Annotated in this window: 23 protein-coding genes; 9 read left to right on the forward strand and 14 right to left on the reverse strand. The window is 70.8% G+C overall.

The window, feature by feature from the left end; genetic code table 11:
- Positions 1 to 27: 27 nt before the first annotated feature.
- Positions 28 to 540 carry an HAD family hydrolase gene (locus Q8Q71_RS04955; RefSeq protein WP_305758536.1) on the reverse strand — a complete coding sequence of 171 codons (513 nt, stop codon included), beginning with the start codon at positions 538 to 540 and terminating at the stop codon, positions 28 to 30.
- Between the two features lie 166 nt (positions 541 to 706).
- On the opposite strand from Q8Q71_RS04955, the gene Q8Q71_RS04960 reads away from it, so the two are divergent.
- The 3 genes from Q8Q71_RS04960 to Q8Q71_RS04970 are packed head-to-tail and all read left to right on the forward strand — an operon-like array spanning position 707 to position 3,385.
- Positions 707 to 1,867, forward strand: coding sequence for a DegT/DnrJ/EryC1/StrS aminotransferase family protein (locus tag Q8Q71_RS04960; protein ID WP_305758537.1), 1,161 nt, complete (start codon positions 707 to 709; stop codon positions 1,865 to 1,867).
- Between the two features lie 4 nt (positions 1,868 to 1,871).
- Positions 1,872 to 2,804: a Gfo/Idh/MocA family protein gene (locus Q8Q71_RS04965; protein WP_305758538.1), complete on the forward strand. Its 933-nt coding sequence runs from the start codon at positions 1,872 to 1,874 to the stop codon at positions 2,802 to 2,804.
- On the forward strand, positions 2,801 to 3,385 hold the full coding sequence (locus tag Q8Q71_RS04970; RefSeq protein ID WP_305758539.1) for a GNAT family N-acetyltransferase: 585 nt from the start codon (positions 2,801 to 2,803) through the stop codon (positions 3,383 to 3,385). Before Q8Q71_RS04965 ends, Q8Q71_RS04970 begins: the two co-directional genes overlap by 4 nt.
- Here the strand turns inward: Q8Q71_RS04970 and Q8Q71_RS04975 are convergent.
- Together Q8Q71_RS04975 and Q8Q71_RS04980 are read right to left on the reverse strand one after the other, a co-directional pair.
- On the reverse strand, positions 3,382 to 3,864 hold the full coding sequence (locus tag Q8Q71_RS04975; RefSeq protein WP_305758540.1) for a MaoC family dehydratase: 483 nt from the start codon (positions 3,862 to 3,864) through the stop codon (positions 3,382 to 3,384). The two genes, Q8Q71_RS04970 and Q8Q71_RS04975, sit on opposite strands and share 4 nt — an antisense overlap.
- Before the next feature lie 14 nt (positions 3,865 to 3,878).
- Positions 3,879 to 4,859, reverse strand: a complete 981-nt coding sequence (locus tag Q8Q71_RS04980) for a threonine/serine dehydratase (protein ID WP_305758541.1) — start codon at positions 4,857 to 4,859, stop codon at positions 3,879 to 3,881.
- Between the two features lie 44 nt (positions 4,860 to 4,903).
- On the opposite strand from Q8Q71_RS04980, the gene glpK reads away from it, so the two are divergent.
- Positions 4,904 to 6,409 carry a glycerol kinase GlpK gene (gene glpK, locus Q8Q71_RS04985; protein ID WP_305758542.1) on the forward strand — a complete coding sequence of 502 codons (1,506 nt, stop codon included), beginning with the start codon at positions 4,904 to 4,906 and terminating at the stop codon, positions 6,407 to 6,409.
- Positions 6,406 to 7,482: a phosphotransferase family protein gene (locus Q8Q71_RS04990; RefSeq protein WP_305758543.1), complete on the forward strand. Its 1,077-nt coding sequence runs from the start codon at positions 6,406 to 6,408 to the stop codon at positions 7,480 to 7,482. The genes glpK and Q8Q71_RS04990 overlap by 4 nt, the downstream gene beginning before the upstream one ends.
- Here the strand turns inward: Q8Q71_RS04990 and Q8Q71_RS04995 are convergent.
- The 7 genes from Q8Q71_RS04995 to ccmC all read right to left on the reverse strand — a co-directional run bounded on the left by Q8Q71_RS04995 (position 7,479) and on the right by ccmC (position 12,546).
- Complete coding sequence (locus tag Q8Q71_RS04995; protein WP_305758544.1) at positions 7,479 to 9,218, reverse strand: CHAT domain-containing protein; 1,740 nt, start codon at positions 9,216 to 9,218, stop codon at positions 7,479 to 7,481. The genes Q8Q71_RS04990 and Q8Q71_RS04995 overlap by 4 nt on opposite strands.
- Positions 9,219 to 9,228: 10 nt before the next feature.
- Positions 9,229 to 9,909, reverse strand: coding sequence for a hypothetical protein (locus Q8Q71_RS05000; RefSeq protein ID WP_305758545.1), 681 nt, complete (start codon positions 9,907 to 9,909; stop codon positions 9,229 to 9,231).
- A gap of 97 nt (positions 9,910 to 10,006) precedes the next feature.
- Entirely contained in the window at positions 10,007 to 10,762 is a 756-nt protein-coding gene (locus Q8Q71_RS05005) for a thioredoxin family protein (protein ID WP_305758546.1), read from the reverse strand.
- 69 nt (positions 10,763 to 10,831) lie between these two features.
- The gene (locus tag Q8Q71_RS05010) at positions 10,832 to 11,056 is read right to left on the reverse strand and encodes a hypothetical protein (protein ID WP_305758547.1); all 225 of its coding nucleotides are present in this window, start codon (positions 11,054 to 11,056) and stop codon (positions 10,832 to 10,834) included.
- 34 nt (positions 11,057 to 11,090) lie between these two features.
- Positions 11,091 to 11,669 (reverse strand): DsbE family thiol:disulfide interchange protein, encoded by a 579-nt coding sequence (locus Q8Q71_RS05015; protein WP_305758548.1) that lies wholly within the window; start codon positions 11,667 to 11,669, stop codon positions 11,091 to 11,093.
- The gene (gene ccmD, locus Q8Q71_RS05020) at positions 11,666 to 11,821 is read right to left on the reverse strand and encodes a heme exporter protein CcmD (protein WP_305758549.1); all 156 of its coding nucleotides are present in this window, start codon (positions 11,819 to 11,821) and stop codon (positions 11,666 to 11,668) included. The genes Q8Q71_RS05015 and ccmD overlap by 4 nt, the downstream gene beginning before the upstream one ends.
- Positions 11,822 to 11,823: 2 nt before the next feature.
- Positions 11,824 to 12,546, reverse strand: a complete 723-nt coding sequence (gene ccmC, locus Q8Q71_RS05025; protein ID WP_305758550.1) for a heme ABC transporter permease CcmC — start codon at positions 12,544 to 12,546, stop codon at positions 11,824 to 11,826.
- Between the two features lie 116 nt (positions 12,547 to 12,662).
- On the opposite strand from ccmC, the gene Q8Q71_RS05030 reads away from it, so the two are divergent.
- A complete protein-coding gene (locus Q8Q71_RS05030) occupies positions 12,663 to 12,887 on the forward strand; it encodes an alkylphosphonate utilization protein (RefSeq protein WP_055754537.1) in 225 nt (74 codons plus the stop codon).
- Between the two features lie 76 nt (positions 12,888 to 12,963).
- Positions 12,964 to 14,412, forward strand: a complete 1,449-nt coding sequence (locus tag Q8Q71_RS05035) for an amidohydrolase family protein (RefSeq protein ID WP_305758551.1) — start codon at positions 12,964 to 12,966, stop codon at positions 14,410 to 14,412.
- A 5-nt stretch (positions 14,413 to 14,417) separates the two neighbouring features.
- Here Q8Q71_RS05035 and ccmB read toward each other — a convergent pair whose 3' ends face one another.
- Entirely contained in the window at positions 14,418 to 15,083 is a 666-nt protein-coding gene (gene ccmB / locus Q8Q71_RS05040; RefSeq protein WP_305758552.1) for a heme exporter protein CcmB, read from the reverse strand.
- On the reverse strand, positions 15,080 to 15,679 hold the full coding sequence (gene ccmA, locus Q8Q71_RS05045) for a heme ABC exporter ATP-binding protein CcmA (RefSeq protein ID WP_305758553.1): 600 nt from the start codon (positions 15,677 to 15,679) through the stop codon (positions 15,080 to 15,082). Before ccmA ends, ccmB begins: the two co-directional genes overlap by 4 nt.
- A gap of 201 nt (positions 15,680 to 15,880) precedes the next feature.
- Here ccmA and acnA point away from each other — a divergent pair, with 201 nt between their 5' ends.
- Together acnA and Q8Q71_RS05055 are read left to right on the forward strand one after the other, a co-directional pair.
- Positions 15,881 to 18,586: an aconitate hydratase AcnA gene (gene acnA, locus Q8Q71_RS05050; protein ID WP_305758554.1), complete on the forward strand. Its 2,706-nt coding sequence runs from the start codon at positions 15,881 to 15,883 to the stop codon at positions 18,584 to 18,586.
- Positions 18,587 to 18,613: 27 nt separating this feature from the next.
- Complete coding sequence (locus tag Q8Q71_RS05055; protein ID WP_305758555.1) at positions 18,614 to 19,390, forward strand: MBL fold metallo-hydrolase; 777 nt, start codon at positions 18,614 to 18,616, stop codon at positions 19,388 to 19,390.
- A 9-nt stretch (positions 19,391 to 19,399) separates the two neighbouring features.
- Here the strand turns inward: Q8Q71_RS05055 and Q8Q71_RS05060 are convergent, their stop codons facing one another.
- Positions 19,400 to 19,867: a hypothetical protein gene (locus Q8Q71_RS05060; protein ID WP_371315929.1), complete on the reverse strand. Its 468-nt coding sequence runs from the start codon at positions 19,865 to 19,867 to the stop codon at positions 19,400 to 19,402.
- Positions 19,868 to 20,245: 378 nt separating this feature from the next.
- Positions 20,246 to 21,115 (reverse strand): isoaspartyl peptidase/L-asparaginase family protein, encoded by an 870-nt coding sequence (locus tag Q8Q71_RS05065; protein ID WP_305758557.1) that lies wholly within the window; start codon positions 21,113 to 21,115, stop codon positions 20,246 to 20,248.
- Positions 21,116 to 21,162: the final 47 nt, after the last annotated feature.

The raw sequence follows: 21,162 nt of genomic DNA on the forward strand, positions 1-21,162 counted from the left end.
TCCCACCCGCCGAATCCTGACGCCCGCTCAGTGCCCCAGCAGGTCGCGGACGAAGGAATCCAGATTTCCCCCCTCGAACCGGAAGCCGGGCACGCCGGCGCGCTTCGCCGCCTCCATGTCCGAGGGCTGGTCGCCGATCAGGAAGCTCTTCGCCGGGTCGATGCGGTGTTCCGTGATGGCCCGCAGGATCATGCCGGGGTTGGGCTTCCGGTCCGGATGGTCGGCGTGGAAATACCGTGGATCGCGCGCCTCCGCATGGAAGGGGCAGGCGTAGACCGCGCCGATGATCGCCCCCTTCGCCGCCAGCCGCCGCACCAGCAGGGCGTTGAAGGCCTTCATCTGGTCTTCGCTGAACAGACCCCGCGCCACGCCGGACTGGTTGGTCACCACGACGCACAGATAGCCGAGCTGATTGAGTCGCCGCACCGCCTCGGCCGCGCCGGGCGCCAGCCGCAGGTCCTCTTCCAGATGGGGATAGCCGGTGTCCTCGATCAGCACGCCGTCGCGATCGAGGAAGACGGCGGGGACGCCGGATGTCATGGTCCCTGCGCATACGCCGCCGTACACGGTCGTTGCAACCCGTCACGCGAAGTGACGGGCGCGGGTTTGGCCTGGCGGCGCGCGATTTGGTAGGGAGCGCCAGCTTCGGCCGGGCGTTGCTCCCGCGCCGCCTGTGCCCGCGGGCACGCCCGGAGATCGTCCCGACATGACCATTCCCTTCATCGACCTGCAGGCCCAGCGCCTTCGCCTGAACGGCCGGATCGAAGCCGCGGTGCAGGCCGCCGTGGTCGGCGGCGCCTGGGTGATGGGGCCGCAGGTGCGGCAGTTCGAGGCCGATCTGGCCGCCTTCGGTCAGGCGAAGCACGCCCTCGGGTGCGCCAACGGCACCGACGCCCTGGCCCTGCCCCTGATGGCTTGGGGGATCGGCCGCGGCCACGCGGTCTTCGTGCCCAGCTTCACCTTCGCCGCCACCGCAGAGATCGTGCCCTGGTTCGATGCCGAGCCGGTGTTCGTCGACGTGGACGCCGCGACCTACAACATGGACCCCGGCCATCTGGAAGCGGCCATCGAGGCGACGCTCAAGGAAGGCCGGCTGAAGCCGCGCGTGGTCATCGCCGTCGACCTGTTCGGCCAGCCGGCCGACTATCCGGCCCTCAAGGCGATCTGCGACAAATACGGCCTGAAGCTGATCTCCGATTCGGCCCAGGGCTTCGGCTGCACCCTCGACGGGAAGCATCCGCTGGAATGGGCCGATATCACCACCACCAGCTTCTTCCCGGCCAAGCCGCTGGGCTGCTACGGCGACGGGGGGGCGGTTCTGACCAATGACGACGACCTGGCCCAGCTGATCGATTCCATCCGCGTGCACGGCAAGGCGGTGGCGCGGGATCTGGACGGCAAGACCTTCGACCACGATCCCAAATATCTGAACATGCGCATCGGCCTGAACAGTCGTCTGGACACCATCCAGGCCGCCGTCCTGATCGAGAAGCTGAAGGTGTTCGGTCAGGAGATCGAATGGCGCAACCGCATCGCCGCCCGCTACAACGCGGGCCTGCGTCCGCACGTGGCGGCCGTGCCGGACGTGCCGGCGGGCAACATCTCGAACTGGGCCCAGTACACCATCGAGCACGAGGACCGCGACGGGCTGGCGGCGCATCTGAGGGAACAGGGCGTCCCCACGGCGGTCTACTATCCGATCCCGCTGCACCTGCAGCCGGCCTATGACATGTACCCGCGCGGGCCGCAGGGGCTGCCGGTGACGGAACGACTCAAGGACCGGGTCATCAGCCTGCCGATGCACGCCGACCTGGACGAGGCGACGCAGGACCGCGTCATCGCCGCCGTCGCCTCGTACGGAGCCTGATCCGATGACCCAGCACCAGCCTGTCCTCAGGATCGGCGTCGCCGGCGCGGGCGTCATGGGCCGCAACCACGCCCGGGTCCTGGCCGACATCCGCGACGTCGAACTGACCCATGTGTTCGATCCCGACGCGGTCACCGCCCAGGGCGTCGCCGCCGCCTACGGCGCCGAGCCGGTCACCACGGCCGGCGCCTTCATCGACGCCGGGCTGGACGCGGCGGTGGTGGCCACGCCCAACCGCGCCCACGCCGATCTGACCGTGGCCCTGCTGGAGAAGGGGGTCCATGTCCTGGTCGAGAAGCCGATCGCGGCGACGGTCGCGGACGCCCGCCGCATGATCGACGCGGCCAGGGCCAACGACCGGGTGCTGATGGTCGGCCAGGTCGAGCGCTTCAACCCGGCGGTCGAGGCGGTCAAGCGCGCCATCGACGGCGACGACGTCATCTCGATCCAGATCACCCGGGTCGGCCCCTTCCCGCCGCGCATGGGCGAGGTCGGAGTGGTCATCGATCTGGCGGTGCACGACATCGACATCATCCGTCACCTGACGGACTCGGAGATCGTCGAGGTCCAACCCCAGCTGGCCCGCACCCGCGCCGAGCGCGAGGACACGGCCCTGCTGCAGTTCCGGCTGGCGAACGGGACCATCGCCCACATCACCACCAACTGGGTGACCCCCTACAAGGTCCGCACCCTGCAGGTGGCCACCATGAACCGCTTCGTGGTCGCCGACCTGATCACCCGTCAGGTCACGGAGTATTTCGGCCAGCAGGCCGACGGCTCCTACCAGACCCGGGCCGTCAACAGCTGGCCCGCCGAGCCGCTGAAGAAGGAGCTGGAGGCCTTCGCCCACGCGATCCGCACCGGCGAACCGCCGGCGGTGACCGGCGAGGACGGGCTGCGGAACCTGGAAGTGGCGCTGAGGTGTCTGGGCGAATGAAACTCGTCCCCGCGGTGCTGGAGAACCGGTTCGTCCGGCTGGAACCGTTCGAGGAGCGTCACAAGGAGCCGTTGCGCATCGCCTGCGACGCCGATCCCGACCTGTGGCCTGCGCTGTACTACACCTCGCTGGGCGGTCAGGAGTTCGACGGCGGCTGGGACGCCATTCGGGCGCAGCAGGCGAAGGGATGGCGCATCCCGTTCGCGGTGATCCACGCCGGCGAAGTCGTCGGACTGAGCACCTTCATCGCGCCCGACGCGAAGAACGGCGCGGTCGAGATCGGCACGACCTACTACTGGCCCCCAGCCCGAGGCGGCGTCGTCAATCCGGCGACGAAGCGGCTGATGCTGGAACACGCCTTCGCCTGTGGCGCGGGCCGGGTTTCCTTCCAGGTCGATTCGATCAACGCCCGCAGCCGCGCCGCCATGCGCAAGCTGGGCGCGGTCGAGGAGGGCACGCTGCGCAACGACAAGATCACCTGGACCGGCCGCGTGCGCAGTTCGGTGATCTTCTCCATCCTCGCGGAGGAATGGCCTGCGATCCGGACGCGGCTGGACGAGCGGCTGGCGGCCTTCGACTAGCCGCCCACCACCTGCATCCCCAGCCATTCCGCGATCAGGGCCGGTTTGTCGGCGCCCTCGATCTCGACCGTGACCTCATGCTTGAGCAGCCAGCGCCCGCCGCCCTTGTCCTCGGCGGAGAGGAGCTTGAACCGGCCCCGGACGTTCGATCCCGCCGGCACGGGGGCGAGGAAGCGCAGTTTGTCGAAGCCGTAGTTGACCCCCATCACCACCCCTTCCAGCGGCGGGACGGCGTCATAGGTCATGGCCGACAGCAGGCTGAGGGTCAGGAAGCCGTGGGCGATGGTCCCGCCGAACGGAGTCTGCGCCGCCGCGACCGGGTCGATGTGGATGAACTGCCGATCCTCGGTGATTTCGGCGAAGGCGTTGATGCGGGCCTGGTCGACCGTGATCCAGCGGCTGACGCCGACCTCCTGTCCGATCAGGCCGGGCAGGTCGGCGACCGGTGTCGGCGTTCCCTTGCGTTCGGTGCGGCTCATGGGCTTCGGGCTCCTCAGGCGACCGGGGTGAAGCGGTCTTCGATGATGGCGGCGAACAGGGCCGGGTCGACATTGCCGCCCGACAGGATCAAGGCGGTGGTGCGGTCCCTGGCCTCGACCTTGCCGGCCAGGACGGCGGCCAGCGACACCGCGCCGCCGGGCTCGACCACCAGTTTCAGCGTGTGGAAGGCGTAGCGGACGGCTTCGGCCACCTCGGCGTCCGACACGGTCTCGACCCGGTCGACCCGGCGGTTGATGGGGAAGGTCAGCGCGCCCGGCCGGTCGGTCATCAGGGCGTCGCAGATGGTGCCCTTCGCCGGGGCATGGGTCAGCCGCTCGCCGGCGGCGATCGACAGCTGCATGTCGTTGTAGTCGCGCGGCTCGACCGCGATCACCGGCGTGTCGGGCGACAGGGCGGCCATCGACAGATTGATTCCGGCGATCATGCCGCCGCCCGAGGCGCCGCAGACCAGTTGGTCCAGCGGAGCGTCCGCCTGGTCCATGATCTCGAGCCCGATGGTGCCCTGGCCCTCGATGATGAAGGGATCGTCGAACGGGCGGACGAGGATGGAGCCGCGGGTGCGGGCGATCTCCTCGCCGATATCCTCGCGGCTCTCTGCATAGCGATCGTACATCCGCACCTCGCCGCCGAAGCCGATGACGCCGTCGACCTTCACCTTCGGGCTGTCGGCGGGCATGACGATGACGGCGCTGGTCCCCGTCATCCGCGCCGCGCAGGCCACGGCCTGGGCGTGGTTTCCGGACGAATAGGCCACGACGCCGCGCTTCAGCTCGTCGGGCGTCAGCCGGCTGATCCGGTTCCAGGCCCCGCGGAATTTGAAGGCCCCGGCGCGCTGCAGGGTCTCGGCCTTCATCAGGACGCGGCCGCCGACGCGCGCGTTCAGCGCCGGGCTTTCGATCAGGGGCGTGCGGACGGCGTGGCCGAGCAGCTGGCGGGCGGCGTCCTGTACGCCGGCGAAGGAAGCGGTGTGCATTCGCCCACTTAACCGCATCGCTTTCGTCCGCGTAAGGTGGGGGGATGAAGAGTCTCATCCTCGCCATCGACCAGGGCACGACCTCGACCCGCGCCATCGCCTTCGAGGCCGCGCCCGAGGGTGGCTTGCGGCCCGTCGCCGTCAGCCAGATCGAGCTGCAGCAGCATTTCCCGCACTCGGGCTGGGTCGAGCACGACGCCGCCGAAATCTGGACCGCGACCCTGCAGACCTGCCGCGAGGTCATCCGCAAGGCCGGCGGCGTCGGGCGGTTCGCGGCGATCGGCATCACCAACCAGCGCGAGACCTCGGTGCTGTGGGACGCGGCGACCGGCGAGCCGCTGCATCACGCCATCGTCTGGCAGGACCGGCGCACGGCGGACGTGACCGGAAAACTGGTCGCCGCCGGGCACGAGCCGATGGTGCAGGCGGCGACCGGCCTGATCCTCGATCCCTATTTCTCGGCCTCGAAATTCGCCTGGCTGTTGGACGCCGTCCCCGGCGCGCGCGGCCGGGCGGAAGCGGGGGAGGTCAAGGTCGGCACCATCGAATGCTGGCTGATCTGGAAGCTGACGGGCGGGGCCAGTCACGTCACCGACGCCACCAACGCCAGCCGGACTTCGCTGATGGATCTGGCCACGCGCCAGTGGCGGCCGGACCTCGCCGACCTGTTCAAGGTGCCGATGGCGGTGCTGCCGGAGATTCGCGGCTGCGCCGATCACCTCGGCGACTGCGACCCGGCCCTGTTCGGCGTGGCCCTGCCGATCCACGGGGCGGCGGGAGACCAGCAGGCGGCGCTGGTCGGCCATGGCGCGCTCAAGGCCGGGGACGCCAAGATCACCTATGGCACCGGCGCCTTTCTGGTCGCCAATGTCGGGGCCGAACCGGTCGGCTCGACCAGCCGGCTTCTGGGGACCCTGGGCTACGCTGTCGGCGAGGACATCGCCTACGCGCTGGAGGGCTCGATCTTCTCGGCCGGCTCGGCCATCCAGTGGCTGCGGGACGGCCTCAAGGTCATCACCGAATCGCGCCAGTCCGAGGCCATGGCCCAGGGGCTGAAGAACAATGGCGGGGTCTATCTGGTCCCCGGCTTCACCGGCCTGGGCGCCCCGTGGTGGGAGCCGGACGCGCGCGGGACCATCGTCGGTCTGACCCGCGACAGCGGCCCGGCCCAAATGGTGCGGGCGGCTCTGGAGAGCCTCGCCTACCAGACGCGCGATCTGCTGGACGCCCTGGCGAAGGACGGGGCGCCGAAGCTCAAGGCGCTGAAGGTCGACGGCGGGGTCACCGCCAACGCCTTCGCCATGCAGTTCGTGGCCGACATCTGCGACGTGGTGGTCGAGCGCCCGGCCTTCCAGGAGATGACGGCGCTCGGGGCGGCCAAGCTGGCGGCGCTGGGCGTCGGCCTGATCGGCGATCTGGAGGATCACCCGGTCGAGGCCCCGGCGCGCTGGACGCCCCGGATGGCGCCGGAAGAGCGCGAATGGCTGCTCAGGGGCTGGCGCGGCGCGGTGCGGGCGGCCATCATCGCCGCCCACCCGGAAGACGCATGACCCAGACCGCCCCCGACGACGCCCAGTCCACCTTCTCCGGCACTCGCGAGGTGGACCCCCGTTACGCCCTCGACGAGGCGGCGCTGGACCGCTGGCTGACGGCCCATGTCGAGGGCTACGCCGGGCCCCTGACCGTACGCCAGTTCAAGGGCGGCCAGTCGAACCCGACCTATGAGCTGGCCACCCCCGGCCGCGCCTATGTGCTGCGCCGCAAGCCGCCCGGGACCCTGCTGCCCAGCGCCCATGCGGTGGACCGCGAGTTCACCGTCATCTCGGCCCTGCACAAACAGGGCTATCCGGTCGCCCGGCCGCACGCCCTGTGCACCGACGACGGCGTCATCGGCTCGATGTTCTACGTCATGGACAAGGTCGAGGGACGGGTGCTGTGGGACCTGAAACTGCCCGGCATGGAGCCGGCGCAGCGCCGCGCCATCTATGACAGCCAGGTGGATACGCTGGCGGCCCTGCACGCCTTCGACCCGGCCGCCATCGGCCTCGGCGACTACGGCCGCCCCGGCAACTATTTCGAGCGCCAGGTGGGGCGCTGGACCAAACAGTACCGCGCGTCCGAGATCGATCCGATCCCGGCCATGGACCGGCTGATCGAATTCCTGCCCGCGACCTTGCCGCCGGATGGGCCGACGCGGATCGTCCACGGCGACTTCCGCCTCGACAATCTGATCCTCGCCCCGGACGGGCCGCAGGTCCGCGCCGTGCTGGACTGGGAGCTGTCGACGCTCGGCGATCCGATGGCGGACTTCTCCTATCTGCTGATCGCCTGGGTCATTCCGGCCACGGCGCGCAACGGCCTCGCCGGGGCCGACATCGAGGCCCTGGGCATTCCCTCGGTGGCCGAAACGGTCGAGCGCTACGCGGAACTGACAGGGACGGCGCCGGCGAACCTCGACTGGCTGTTCGCCTACAATCTGTTCCGGCTGGCGGCCATCTGCCAGGGCATCGCCGGGCGGGTCCGCGACGGCACGGCCGCCTCGGCCCACGCCCGCACCATGGCCGCCCAGGTGCCGATGCTGGCCGAGGGGGCCCTGGGCTTCGCGAAGAAGGCGGGCGCCTAGCCCGGCTCGCCGACGAGGGTGAAGGCCGCCCAATAGGCCGGATGCGCCCAGCGACGCTCGGCCCGGACGGCGCGAATCCCGGCCTGCAGGGCGCGGGCGCGGGCGCCCGGGTCGCCGGCGCCGCGGGCGTCGAGGTCGGCGAAGGTCGAGGTGATCAGCGTGGTCGTGGCGGCGTCGGACACCTCCCAGTGCGACACCATCACCGAGCGCGCGCCGGCGTAGAAAAAGGCCCGGGCCAGCCCCGACAGCCCCTCGCCGCCGGGCCGGCCGTTGGACGCGGCGGTGTTGCAGGCCGACAGGACCACGAACTCGGCGTTCAGTCGCAGCTGGGCGGCCTCGGAGGCGCTCAGATAGCCGTCGTCGGCCTCGCTGGCCTCCTCGGGCGGCGTCATCACCAGACCCGGCTCGGCCGCAGCGGACCCGGCCATCAGGCCATGGGTCGAGAAGACCACGAACCGCGCCCGCGACAGGGCGTCGGCGTCGTCGGCGCGGACGGCGTATTCGGTCGCCTCGGATCCGATCCGGATCAGGGCCCCGGGATAGCGGATCTTCAGCGTCTCCAGCTCCAGTTTCGAGCCCGGCAGGGACGGCAGGGCGCGCAGCTTGCCGACATCGGCCAGCCGCCCCTGGCCCATGACGTCGTCGGCCGCCGGAGCGCCGCGCGTGGCGTCCCGCGGCGTCCCGGTCAGCAGGGGCGCCCCGAAGGCGGCCAGCTCGAGCCGGGCTCCCCGCGCCGCTTCCGGGCGCGCCGCCGCGCCGGGACGGGGCGGGCATCCGGGGCTGCGCAGGGCGGCGTCGGCCACCAGATGGCAACGCAGCGCCTCGAGGCTCGAGACCGACGGCAGGGTGGCGAGGGCGTAGCGATCGATCAGCCACGGCGTCGCCGCGAGGGCGTCGGACGCCGTGTCGGCCCCGACCGGGGCGCCGGTGGTCAGCACCGACAGCGGCAGCGAGGTCAGGGCTCCGGTGACCACCGAGATCAGGGTGGTCTTGCCCTCGAACGCCGCCTCGACCGGCCGGACAAGCTCCGTATAAAGATGATAGGCCGTGGCCCGATCGAACGGGGTCGCCTGCGGACCGGCGAACAGGATCGGATCGACCTCCTGACCGCCCCTCGCCGTCCCGGCGCTGGTCAGGGAGGCGCGCAGCCGGTCGACCGCCGCGGTCATCGCCGCGTCCCCGAGGGTGTCGGCGCGGGCCCATTCGACGCGCTCGCGGGACACGCCCCAGACATAGGTCGCCTCCGGATTGACCAGGACCAGCAGCAGGCCCTCGTCGGGGCCCAGCAAGGCCTGGGTCTCCGCGATCGACAGGGCGCGCGGGCTGGTCAGATCGGAATATGCGGGAAAACGCGCCTCGATGTCGGCGTCCACGACCCTGAGCCGGTCGACCGCCGCCTCCCAGGCCGCCCGGGTCTGCGTCCGGGTCGCCAGGGCCGCGGGGTCGTCGAGGGCGTAAAGCCGCTCCAGTTCGCGCTCCAGCCGGTCGCGGCGCTCGATCAGGGCCTCGCGCTCTTCCGCCAGCCGGCCGAGGGCGTCGTCGCCCTGGGCGAACCGGGCCGAGACCCGGGCCAGGGCGTCGGCGGCGTCCGAGGCGATGGCCCATTGCGCCGCCTCCCAGGCTTCGGCCCGCAAGCTCGCGAGCGTATCCTGTCGCGCCGGAGCGGGGCCGGCCAGGAAGACGACGGCCAGCACGGCGACGGTCGCCAGACATCTTGCCGCCTTGGCTGCGATCATCCCGCGGACCTCAGTTGCTCAGGACCTGGACCTTGGTCCACACGTCGCCCCGGTTGACGATGTCGACCTGCATCTGGCCGCCTGTCCGCGGCGATACCGTGCAGACCGGATAATGGTCGCCGAACCCGTCGCGGCAAACCACGGCCCCGTGCGCGTCGCGCACCGTCAGGTCGATATTGGTGTCGCCGTCGCCGATGGCCGCGACCCGCAGGATTTCGCCGCCGCGCGCCTCCACGTCGAAGGCCCAGCTTTCGCGGGCGCGCAGGGATTTCACCGTCAGCACCGGACCGGCTCCGAAGGTCGACGAGCGGACGCCGCGCGTCAGCGGGTCCCGCAGCCGGTCGATGGCGTCGATCAGGGCGGTGTTGTCGCCGGCCATGGCGGCGGCTTCGTCGAGCAGGGTCACGGCAGTCAGGAAGGGCCTTTCCTCCTCGCGGTCGCCCTCGCCCTCGACTCCGGCCGACCGCAGGGGCACTTCGGCCAGCAGTCTGGCGGCCATGATCAGGGCCCCGGCGTCGCCGCGCTCGCGGCCCCAGGCGGCCAGTTCGGCGGCGGTCACGACTTGGGTCACGCCCTGCGCGGCGGGCGTCGCCGCGGCGTCATCCTGCCGGGCGGGGACCGCCGCGGCCGCGCCGAGAAGGACGCCGACCACGAGGCCGAGGGCGGTCAGTTTTCGTACGCCAATGTGCATCGTCGTCCCCGTCGCCGTCCGGGCCCATGGACCGCGGGCCGATCATGCACTGTCCGGGCGTTTGCGAGAACAGGGATACTGACGGAAGCTGACGGGTTCAGCCCGGGTCCAGCACGGCCCCGTTCAGGATGCGCCGATCGACCTTGGCCTGGACCAGGACCGCGACGGCCTCGCCCGGTTCGCGTACGCCGGGCAGGGCGTAGAGCGCGGGCTGTCCGGTCCAGTCGCCTAGGGTCCGCACCGACCGCACGACGTTCACGTGCCGCACCGTGCGGCCGCGGTTGTCGCCGGCGACAATATCGACCTCCTGGGGCCCGGGCGTATAGGTCACGGCCACCACCTCCGCGCCCCCGGAGGGCGAGCGACCCGAACCGACGCCGACGCGCTTGCCGCCGATGCGGAATTCGATCTCCGGAGGAAAATTCCGTCGCGCGGCCTCTTCGTCGATGGCGCTCTGCAGGGCCGTGGCCTGGGCGCCCACGACCTGGCGGCGACCGTCGATCACCACCTGCGGCGTGGATATGTCGCGCAGGCGCAGGGCCCGGCGATAGGCGCGCTGCCGCTGGGCGAATTCGGGGCGGGCGAAGGTGTCCTGCCAGCCGAGGTAGTCCCAGTAGTCCACGGCATAGGTCAGGGCGATCACCCCGGGCTCGCCGGCGACGGACTCGAAGCGGGCGTTGGCCTCCGGACATCCGGCGCAGCCCTGGGCGGTGAACAGTTCGACGACGACGGGTTCGGACAGGGCGCCGGCGTCGCGCGGGACGCGGGGCGTCGCCGGCTGGGCCGCCGACCCCGCCGCGGTGATAGCGGCCGCGAGGGCCGCCGCAGGGATGATCCAGCCCCTCGTGCGCATGGCCGGGAGGTTAATCACGGCGGACGAAACCGCGCCGCTCATTTTCGCGTGAAGGCCGAATCGGCGGTTCTAGACGCGGATGTCCAGCAGGGCGCCGGGACGCGTCGGTCGCTCCTCGAACGCCGCCGGCGTGGGCTGCGGGGCCGCGGCGCGCAGGCCCGGCTCGGCCGGGGCCGACTGCACCGCGTCCAGCGCGGCCTTGAAGAAGTCCGAGCGCGAGGCGCGCACGGGCGTCTGCCCGGCGGGGTGCGGCGGGAACAGGGCGGCGGGCAACTGGGGACGAATCGCGCTCATGCCGACAGGGTTAATGAAAACCGTCGGAAATGGGTTAACGACCCGGGCCGCGGGCGGTGGCCGTGGGCAGGGGCCGGGACGGCGCCTGGATGGCCTCGACCAGCCGCTCGATCTCGGCGGCGTCGACCAGCGGCCCCGACGACTTGGCCACGACCACGCCCATGGCGTTGACGGCGAAGGTCTCCGGCGCGCCGCTGATGCCGAGGTCCAGACCGGCGCGGCCCTCCCGATCGACCAGCACCATGGAATAGGGGTCGCCCAGTTCGTCGAGGAAGGCGCGGGTTGCGACGGGTTCGTCCTTCCAGGCCACGCCGACGACGGCGACGCCGCGGGCCTTGAGCGCCATCAGATTGGGGTGCTCGACCCGGCACGGCGCGCACCAGCTGGCGAAGACATTGACCAGCATCGGCCTGCCGACGCCGGCGGTCTTGAGGTCCAGGTGGCCGGGACCCGCCACGTCGCCGGTCAGCATGGGCAGGACGGTTTCCGGTATCGGCCGTCCGACGAGGGCGTCGGGCTTGATCGAGGGATCGCGCTTCAGCGACCAGCCGATGAACAGGGCCGCCAGCGCCACGAGCACGACCAGCGGAATCAGCGACAGCCACCGGCTCATGACGGCGGGATCTCTTCCAGCCGCCGCAGATCGGCCGACCAGCGGCGGGCGGCGATCACGGCGCGGGCGGCGAGCACGCCCAGCACGGCGGCGCTCAGGCCCCAGGCGGGCCAGACGAAGGCGGCGTAGCGGCCCATGTCGAGGTCGAACATGCTCAGGCCTCCAGGGCTTTGCGGGCGCGGATCGACACGACCCGGCGGCGGACGATCTCGGTGCGGATCGATGTCACCCAGATGGCCAGGAACAGGGCGGCGTAGGCGGCCATCATCATCAGCAGCGGCGTCAGATAGACTGCCGATATCGACGGCCCGTCGGCCCTGAGCAGCGAAGCCGGCTGATGCAGGGTGTTCCACCAGTCGACCGAGAATTTGACGATCGGCAGGTTCACCAGTCCGACCAGCCCCAGCACGGCGGCGGCGCGGGCGGCTTTCGCCTCGTCGTCGATCGAGGCCCGCAGGGCCAGATAGCCGAGATAGAACAGGAACAGGATCAGCACCGACATCAGCCGCGCGTCTCCCCACGCCCACCAGGCGCCCCACATGGGCTTGCCCCACAGGCTGCCGGTGACCAGGGCCAGGGCGGTGAAGGCGGCGCCGGGCAGGGCGGCGGCCCGGGCGGCGGCGTCGGCCAGCGGATGGCGGAACACCAGGGCGAAGAAGCTGGACACGCCCAGGGCGCCATAGGCCATCAGGCCGAGGGTGGCGGCCGGCGCGTGCACGAACATGATCCGCACCGTGTCGCCCTGCTGATAGTCCTCGGGCGCGGCGAAGCTGAACCCCGCCCCCGCCGCCAGCAGGACGACGGCCAGCCCCCACAGCACCGGCGTCAGCGGGCGGGTGAAGCGCAGGAACCGGTCGGGATTGGCGAGGCCGAACATCGCCGGCTCTTTAGCGGGCCGGGAGGGCGCGCGCCATATGGGGACTTCACCGGAGTGGCGCGGGTGGGGTGCGGGCATGCTAAGGCGACGGCTCTTCCGACCCGAGAGGCCCCTCCATGACCGACGACGTGACAAAAGACAGCAACGGCAACATCCTCGCCGACGGCGACAGCGTGACCCTGATCAAGGACCTCAAGGTCAAGGGCTCGGGCGGGGTGACGCTGAAGCGGGGGACGCTGGTGAAGAACATCCGCCTGACCGGGGATACGGACGAGATCGAGGCCAATGTCGAGAAGGTGCGCGGCCTCGTCCTGCGGACCGAGTTCGTCAAAAAGGCCTGACGGCCCAGGTTACCAAGGCTTAAGTGGCCGGGCCGGCCGGGGTCCGCTAGCTGTTGGCGGTGTCGGAGGATCGATCATGACTACCGCCTGCGTCATCATGGCCGGACTGGCCCTGGCCCTGGCCGCCGGCCCGGCCCTCGCCCAGGTTCCCGCTCCGCCGGAAGCGCAGGCCGCGCCGGCTCCGCAACGCCCGGCGTATGTGGCGTTCGACGAACCCGTGATCCTGATCCGCGACGTGCGGCTGGTCGACGGAACCGGCGCGCGCGCCCGGCCCGGCATGAGCGTTCTGATCCGCGATGGCCGCATCGCCGGCGTCGGCCCCGGCCTCGCGGCTCCGAACGGCGCCCGGGTGATCGAGGGCGCCGGCAAGACCCTGACCCCCGGCCTCGTCCTGATGCACGAGCACATGTTCTATCCGACCGGCCGGATGAACTATGGCGAGATGAGCTTCAGCTTTCCGCGCCTCTATCTCGCCGGCGGCGTGACCACGATGCGCACGGCCGGGTCGATGTCCCCGTACGCCGACCTGAACCTGAGGGACGAGATCGCGGCCGGCCGCACGCCCGGGCCGGACATGGACGTCACCGCCCCCTATCTGAACGGTCCGGGCCTGCCGATCGTCCAGGTCAATGCGCTGGAGGGCGCCGACGACGCCGAACGCATGGTCGAATACTGGGCCGCCGAGGGGGCGACCTCGTACAAGACCTATATGGAGATCCGCCGCGCCGAGCTGGGGCGGGTGATCGAACTGGCCCACGCCCGCGGCCAGAAGGTCACCGGCCATCTCTGTTCGGTGACCTATCGCGAGGCGGCCGACCTCGGCATCGACAACCTCGAGCACGGCTTCTTCGCCGCCACGGATTTCGTGGCCGGCAAACAGCCGGACGTCTGTCCCGACGACGCCGCGGTCCAGGCCTCGCTGGCGGCGCTCGACCCGGACGCGCCGGAGGTCCGGGCCCTGATCCGGCATCTGGTCGACCGGGGCGTCGTCCTGACCTCGACCCTGACGATCATCGAAACCCTGACGACCGGCCGGCCCAGGGCGCCGGACGGCGCGCTGGAGCTGCTGACCCCGCCGGTCCGGGCCCAGTACGAGCAGATCTGGCCCCTGATCCAGGAGCGCACGGATGACGGCTCGCGCAACCTGCTGGCCAATATGATGCGGCTGGAACGGGCCTTCGCCGAGGCCGGCGGGACCCTGGTCGCCGGCACCGATCCGACCGGCTACGGCGGCGTCATTCCCGGCTTTTCCTCGCGCCGCCAGCTGCAGCTGATGCTGGAGGCCGGGTTCGATTTCGAGACCGTGGTCCGGATCGCCTCGCTGGACGGGGCCCGGCTGCTGGGCCGCGACGCCGAGGTCGGTTCGATCGCGCCGGGCAAGCGGGCGGACCTGATCCTGATCGACGGCGACCCGTCGACCGATCCCGCGGCGCTGGACCGGTTCCAGTATGTGTTCAAGTCAGGCGTCGGCTACGATCCGGCCGTGATCCTGGCCGGACTGCGGGGCACGGTCGGCCTGCACTGACCGGGTCAGCCCTGGGCGTTGCGGATGGCGGCGGCCCCCGCGAAGGGCGTGACCACCGCCGCGAACAGGACATAGGCCCCAAGGAAGGCCAGGGCCGGGGCCGGGTCCAGTCCGTTGACGGCCCGCTCCAGCGCCCCCGCGCCGAACACCACCGGCGGGATGAACAGCGGCAGGACGACCACGGCGATCAGCAGGCCGCCCCGCTTCGACCCCAGGGCCAGGGCCGCGCCCAGCGCCCCGGTCAGGGCGAAGCCGAGGGCGCCGATCAGCGCCGACAGGGCGACCAGCGGAGCCTGCCCGGGCGGCAGGCCGAGGGTGATGGCGGCGACCGGGGCGGTGATCGCCAGCGGCGCCCCCACGGCCAGCCACTGGGCCTTGGCCTTGGCCAGCACGACCAGCTCCAGCGGGACGGGCCCCAGGGCGATCAGGTCCAGCGCGCCGTCCTCGTGGTCGCGCTCGAACAGCCGCTCCAGCGACAGGATCGACGACAGGGCCAGGGCCAGCCAGGCGATCCCGCCCGCGACCGGCTTCAGGCCCGACGGGTCGCCCCCGGCGGCCAGCGGGACCAGCGCCGTCAGGCACAGGAAGAAGCCGCAGGCCAGCAGCGGCCCGCCCCCGCCCGACCAGGCCAGGGCCAGCTCGCGCCGCCACAGGATCGTCAGCGCCCTCACCGGCCCGCTCCGATGTCGAGGCCGCGCGCCGGAAGGGGCAGGGGGTCGTGCACGGCGGCGATGATGCCGCCGCCCTTGTCGAGGTGGGCCTGCATCAGCAGGCCGAGGGCGGCGCGCCAGCGGGCGTCCAGCGGGGCGAAGGGCTCGTCCAGCAGCCAGATCGGCCGGGGCGTGGCGATCAGCCGGGCGAAGGCGAGGCGGCGGCGCTGGCCGGCCGACAGCTTGCGCACCTCCAGATCCAGCAGGGGCTCCAGCGCCAGGACGTCCACGGCGGCGGCGATCCCGTCGGCCCCGGCCCCGAGCCACGCCGCCTGGAAGGCCAGTTCGTCGCGGGCCCGGCGCGCCCCCTTCAATCCGTCCAGATGGCCCAGCCAGTGGATGTGGTTCGCCCGCGCCCCGGCCGGATCGGCGGCGGCGAAGGCCACGGTCCCGGCGTCGGGGCGGATGAAGCCGGCGAGCGTCCTCAGCAGGGAGGTCTTGCCCGCCCCGTTGGCCCCGGTCAGCGCCAGGGCCTCGCCGGAGGCCAGCGAGAACGACAGGTCGCGAAAGAGAGTCCGTTCGCCGCGCGAGACGGTCAGGCCGGAAACGGAAATCATCCGCGCCCCCTCCAGTTGCGAACTCCTCTCAATACCCATGCGCCCGACGCGGATACATGGACGGGGGAAGGAACCCTCGCTATATCCGGCCCCGCCGCAGCAGGCGTTCGCCGCGCGCGTCGGGGACCTGTGCGCCCCGCCGCAAGTCGCGCGTTCGTGCAACCGGATTGTCGGGCGGCGTTGACCAGAGGAAGCCTCTCCATGCCGTCGAACGACAGCCTCAAGACCCGTCAGGACCTTTCCGTCGGGCGCAAGAAATACGCCTATTACAGCCTTCCCGCCGCCGAGGAAGCCGGTCTGGCCGGGATTTCCCGTCTGCCGCGCTCGATGAAGGTGCTGCTGGAGAACCTGCTGCGCAACGAGGACGGGGTTTCCGTCACCGAGGCCGACCTGCGCGCCGTCGCCGCCTGGACCGAGAACAAGGGTTCGGTCGAGCACGAGATCGCCTTCCGCCCGGCCCGGGTGCTGATGCAGGACTTCACCGGCGTGCCCGCCGTGGTCGACCTGGCCGCCATGCGCGACGCCATGTCGGCCCTCGGCGCCGACGCAACGAAGATCAATCCGCTGAACCCCGTCGACCTGGTCATCGACCACTCGGTCATGGTCGACCATTTCGGCACGCCCGGCGCCTTCACCCAGAACGTCGAGCGCGAATACGAGCGCAACATCGAGCGCTATAAATTCCTGCGCTGGGGTTCGTCGGCCTTCAACAATTTCCGCGTCGTGCCCCCCGGCACCGGCATCTGCCACCAGGTGAACCTGGAGAATCTGGCCCAGACCGTCTGGACGCTGGAAGAGGGCAAGAAGACCGTCGCCTATCCCGACACCGTCGTGGGCACCGACAGCCACACCACCATGATCAACGGCCTGGCCGTTCTGGGCTGGGGCGTCGGCGGCATCGAGGCCGAGGCGGCCATGCTGGGCCAGCCGATCCCGATGCTGATCCCGGAAGTGATCGGTTTCAAACTGACCGGCGCCATGTCCGAAGGCACGACCGCCACCGACCTGGTGCTGACCGTCACCCAGATGCTGCGCAGGAAGGGCGTCGTCGGCAAGTTCGTCGAATTCTTCGGCCCCGGCGTGACCAGCCTGACCATCGAGGACCAGGCCACCATCGCCAACATGGCCCCCGAATACGGCGCCACCTGCGGCTTCTTCCCGGTGTCGCGCGCGACCATCGACTATCTGACCGCCACGGGCCGCGACAAGGCGCGCGTCGCCCTGGTCGAAGCCTACGCCAGGGCGCAAGGCCTGTGGATCGACGAAACCTCGGAAGACCCGATCTTCACCGACGTGCTGGAACTGGACATGGGCGAGGTCGTGCCCTCGCTGGCCGGCCCGAAGCGTCCGCAGGACAAGGTCGAGCTGACCGTCGCCGCCCCGTCGTTCGAGACCGCCCTCGGCGAGGTCTTCAGCCGCCCGGCCGACGCCCCGCGCGTCAAGGTCGAGGGAGAGAAATTCGACCTCGGCGACGGCGACGTGGTCATCGCCGCCATCACCAGCTGCACCAACACCTCCAACCCGTCGGTCCTGATCGCCGCCGGCCTGGTGGCGCGCAAGGCCCACAAGCTGGGCCTGAAGGTCAAGCCGTGGGTCAAGACCTCGCTGGCCCCCGGCTCGCAGGTAGTCACCGACTATCTGACCGCCGCCGGCCTGCAGGCCGATCTGGACGCCCTGGGCTTCAATCTGGTCGGCTACGGCTGCACCACCTGCATCGGCAACTCGGGTCCGCTGGCCGAGACCATTTCGAAGGCGATCAACGACAACGGCCTGGTCGCGACCAGCGTGCTCTCGGGCAACCGCAATTTCGAAGGCCGGGTGAACCCCGACGTCCAGGCCAACTATCTGGCCTCGCCGCCGCTGGTCGTCGCCTACGCCCTGGCGGGCTCGATGCGGATCGACATCTCCAAGGATCCGATCGGCAAGGACAAGAAGGGCAAGGACGTCTTCCTCAAGGACATCTGGCCGACCTCGAAGGAGATCGCCGACATCCAGAAGAAGTCGGTCACCCCGGCCATGTTCGCCAAACGCTACGGCGACGTGTTCAAGGGCGACAAGCACTGGCAGGGCATCAAGGTCGAAGGCGGCCAGACCTACGCCTGGGACGAGGCCTCGACCTATGTGGCCAACCCGCCGTACTTCGAAGGCCTGTCGATGGAGCCGGCCCCGGTTTCCGACATCGTCGAGGCGCGCGTGCTGGCCATCTTCGGCGACTCGATCACCACCGACCACATCAGCCCGGCCGGTTCGATCAAGAAGACCTCGCCCGCCGGCGTCTATCTGTCGGGCCGCGGCGTCGACGCCCTCGACTTCAACAGCTACGGCGCCCGCCGCGGCCACCACGAAGTCATGATGCGCGGCACCTTCGCCAACATCCGCATCCGCAACAAGATCACCCCCGACATCGAGGGCGGCGTCACGCGCCACTTCCCGTCGCAGGACACGATGTCGATCTACGACGCCGCCATGCGCTACCAGTCCGAGGGCCGGCCGCTGGTCGTGTTCGCGGGCAAGGAATACGGCACGGGCTCGTCGCGCGACTGGGCGGCCAAGGGCACCCGCCTGCTGGGCGTGCGCGCGGTCATCGCCGAGAGCTATGAGCGCATCCACCGCTCCAACCTGGTCGGGATGGGCGTGGTGCCGCTGCAGTTCAAGGCCGAGGGCTGGTTGCGTCTGGGCCTGACGGGCGAGGAGATCGTCACCATCCGCGGCCTCACCGACGCCAATGTCGGCCGCCTGCGTCCGCGTCAGGACCTGTGGGTCGAGCTGTTCCGCCCCTCGGACGGCAAGATGGCCCGCTTCCCGGTCCGCTGCCGCATCGATAACCAGACCGAGCTGGACTACTTCAAGGCCGGCGGGGTGATGCCCTACGTGCTGAGAAACCTGGCGCGCGGTACGGCGGAGTAATCAAAAGGTCGCGCAAGGGAGCCCGGATTGCAGATACAGCTCGTCCGCAGCGCCACGATTCGCGTGTCCATGGCGGGCGTCACCCTGCTGATCGATCCGTGGCTCGCGGCGAAGGGCGAGGGACGAAGCTATTCGGGCGACGTCCGCTCGCCCCTCGTCGACCTGCCGATGCCCGCGCAGGCCGTCGTCGAGGCGATAGACGCCGTACTGATCTCGCATCTGCACTCCGATCATTTCGACATGGCGGCGGCGGCGGCGATCCGTCCGGGCACGCCGGTGTTCGCGCCTGAGCATGACGTGGCGGGGCTGGAGGGGTTCGGCCTGGCCCATGTCTCCGCCATCACCCGGCCGACCAGGGTCGGTCCGGTAGAGATCGTCCTGACGCCGGGGCGACACGGACCGGACGAGGTCCTCGAAGCCATGGGCGAGGTCGCGGGCTTCCTGTTGCGCGCGCCGGGCGAACCTTCCGTCTACTGGGTCGGCGACAGCATCCTGTGCGACGAGGTGCGACAGGTGATCCGGTCCGAAAGGCCGGATGTCGTCGTCGTGCACGCATGCGGCGCGGACTGGGAGGGGTCGGCGCCGCTGGTCATGGATACGGCCATGGTTCTGGAAACCATGCGGCTGTCCGCGCCCGCGACCGTCGTGGCGACACATATGGACGCGGTTGATCACGCGACGGTCTCGCGCGCCGACCTCGAACGCGCGGCTGCGGACCTTGACGGGCCGGAACGTCGCCGGCTGCGGATTCCGGCGGACGGTGAGGTCCTCGTCTTCCCGCCGGCCGCGCAACGCCCGGCCTGAGCGGCGGCCTTATCCCCCCGTCGCGTTGTGCGGACCCCGATCGCGCGGATTCCGCCCGAACGCCTGCTCGCACACGGCCCGCCCGAACTCCTCCGACACCATCATTTGCCGGTCGCCCAGCAGGCCGCCGGCGCGCCCCCGGGCGCTCGTCGCCACCGACACCGGGAACCGGCCGAGGACGCGGTTGCCGTCGGCCGGATCGACGAACTCCACCGTGCCCGACAGGGTGTGGACGCCGTCGCCGTTGATCAGGGTCTCCAGCCGTCCGGCGCGCTGCATCCCGTCGATGTGGACCCGGACGTCGATCGGCGCCGTGCCCCACATGCAGCGGCCCAGTTCCTCGTGAACCTCTTCGGAGAAGGTGTCGGCGAAATCGTCTTCGGCGTTGAGCATGGCGGTGGACAGGGTGAGGCTGCCGACCTGGGCGGTTTCCTGCAGGCCGATCGGCAGGGGGACGGGCGGGCCGCCCTCGATCACAGGCGCGCAGGCGGTGGCGGCGAGCAGGGCGGCGGCGAGGACGGCGGTCGTGGCGGACTTCATTTCGGGCTCCCGGTTCGCGCCAGGCTTTGGCTTGGCGCGCGGCGGCATAGAACGAACCGCGTTCGACCGGGAGTTAATTCGCCGTAAGGCGCCTGCGACCGATCCTGACGTACCCGCCTGCCAGACTGCGGTCCGGCCGGTGCATGGACGCAACCACCCAGGCGCCATGATCGACGGAGTGGACTCTACGAACGGAATGGACGGCGCCTACAGATTGCGCCCGGGTGAAATCCCCGCCTCAGCGGTCGACGGACCGGACTCTATGGACGGAGTGGACGGTGTTTTGCAGATTGTATCCGGGCAAAAACCCCCGGCTCAGCGCCCGAACACCTCGACCCCGATCTCGCCGGCAGGCGTCAGCCAGGCCCGCTTCATGCCCTGGCTGTTGAACGGCGCGGCGATGTTGCCGTCGCGGTCGAGAGCGATCAGGCCGCCGTCGCCGCCGAGGGCGCCGATCTCCTCGATCACGGCGCGGCCCGCCTCGGCGAGGGTCTGGCCCGCCCCGACGCGCCAACTGACCTGGGCGCAGGCCGCGACGCGGATGAAATACTCGCCCTGGCCGGTGCCCGAGACCGCCACGCGGCCGTCGGCCCAGCTGCCGGCCCCCGGAATGGGCGTGTCGCCGACCCGCCCCGGCATCTTGCCGAACACGCCCGCCGTCGAGGTCGCCGCCGCCAGCCGGCCTTCGCCGTCCAGCACGCAGCAGCCGACGGTGCCGTGGCTCAGGGTCCCGGGCGGATGATTGTCCTCGCCCTGCCCGGCCCGGGTGAACCAGGCCTCTTCGTCGGCGATGGGCTCCAGCCCCTGGTCGAGGGCGAACAGGGCGGCCCCCTCCCCCGCCAGCATGACATGCGGCGTGCGGTCCATGACGGCGCGGGCGGCGACGATCGGATTGCGGAACCCCTGCAAGGCCGCCACCGCCCCGGCCCGGCCCGTCGCGCCGTCCATCAGGCTGGCGTCCAGCTCATAGGCCCCCGCGAGATTGGACGAGGCCCCGCGCCCGGCGACATAGAGGCCGGAGTCCTCCAGCAGCACCGTCGTCTCGACCGCCACGTCCAGCGCGCTGGCGCCCGCGTCCAGCCGCGCCTTCATCGCCTCCACCACCTCGCGCATATGGGCGATCTCGCGGTCGTAGTTCCGCTCGCGCCGGGCGCCCGCGCCGCCGTGGAGGATGAGGGCCGTCATTCAGGGTCGTCTCCGGATCGCCTCTTTCAAACGGGCGTGGCGCTGAT

The organism is Brevundimonas sp. (assembly GCF_030704825.1).
GTDB lineage: Bacteria > Pseudomonadota > Alphaproteobacteria > Caulobacterales > Caulobacteraceae > Brevundimonas.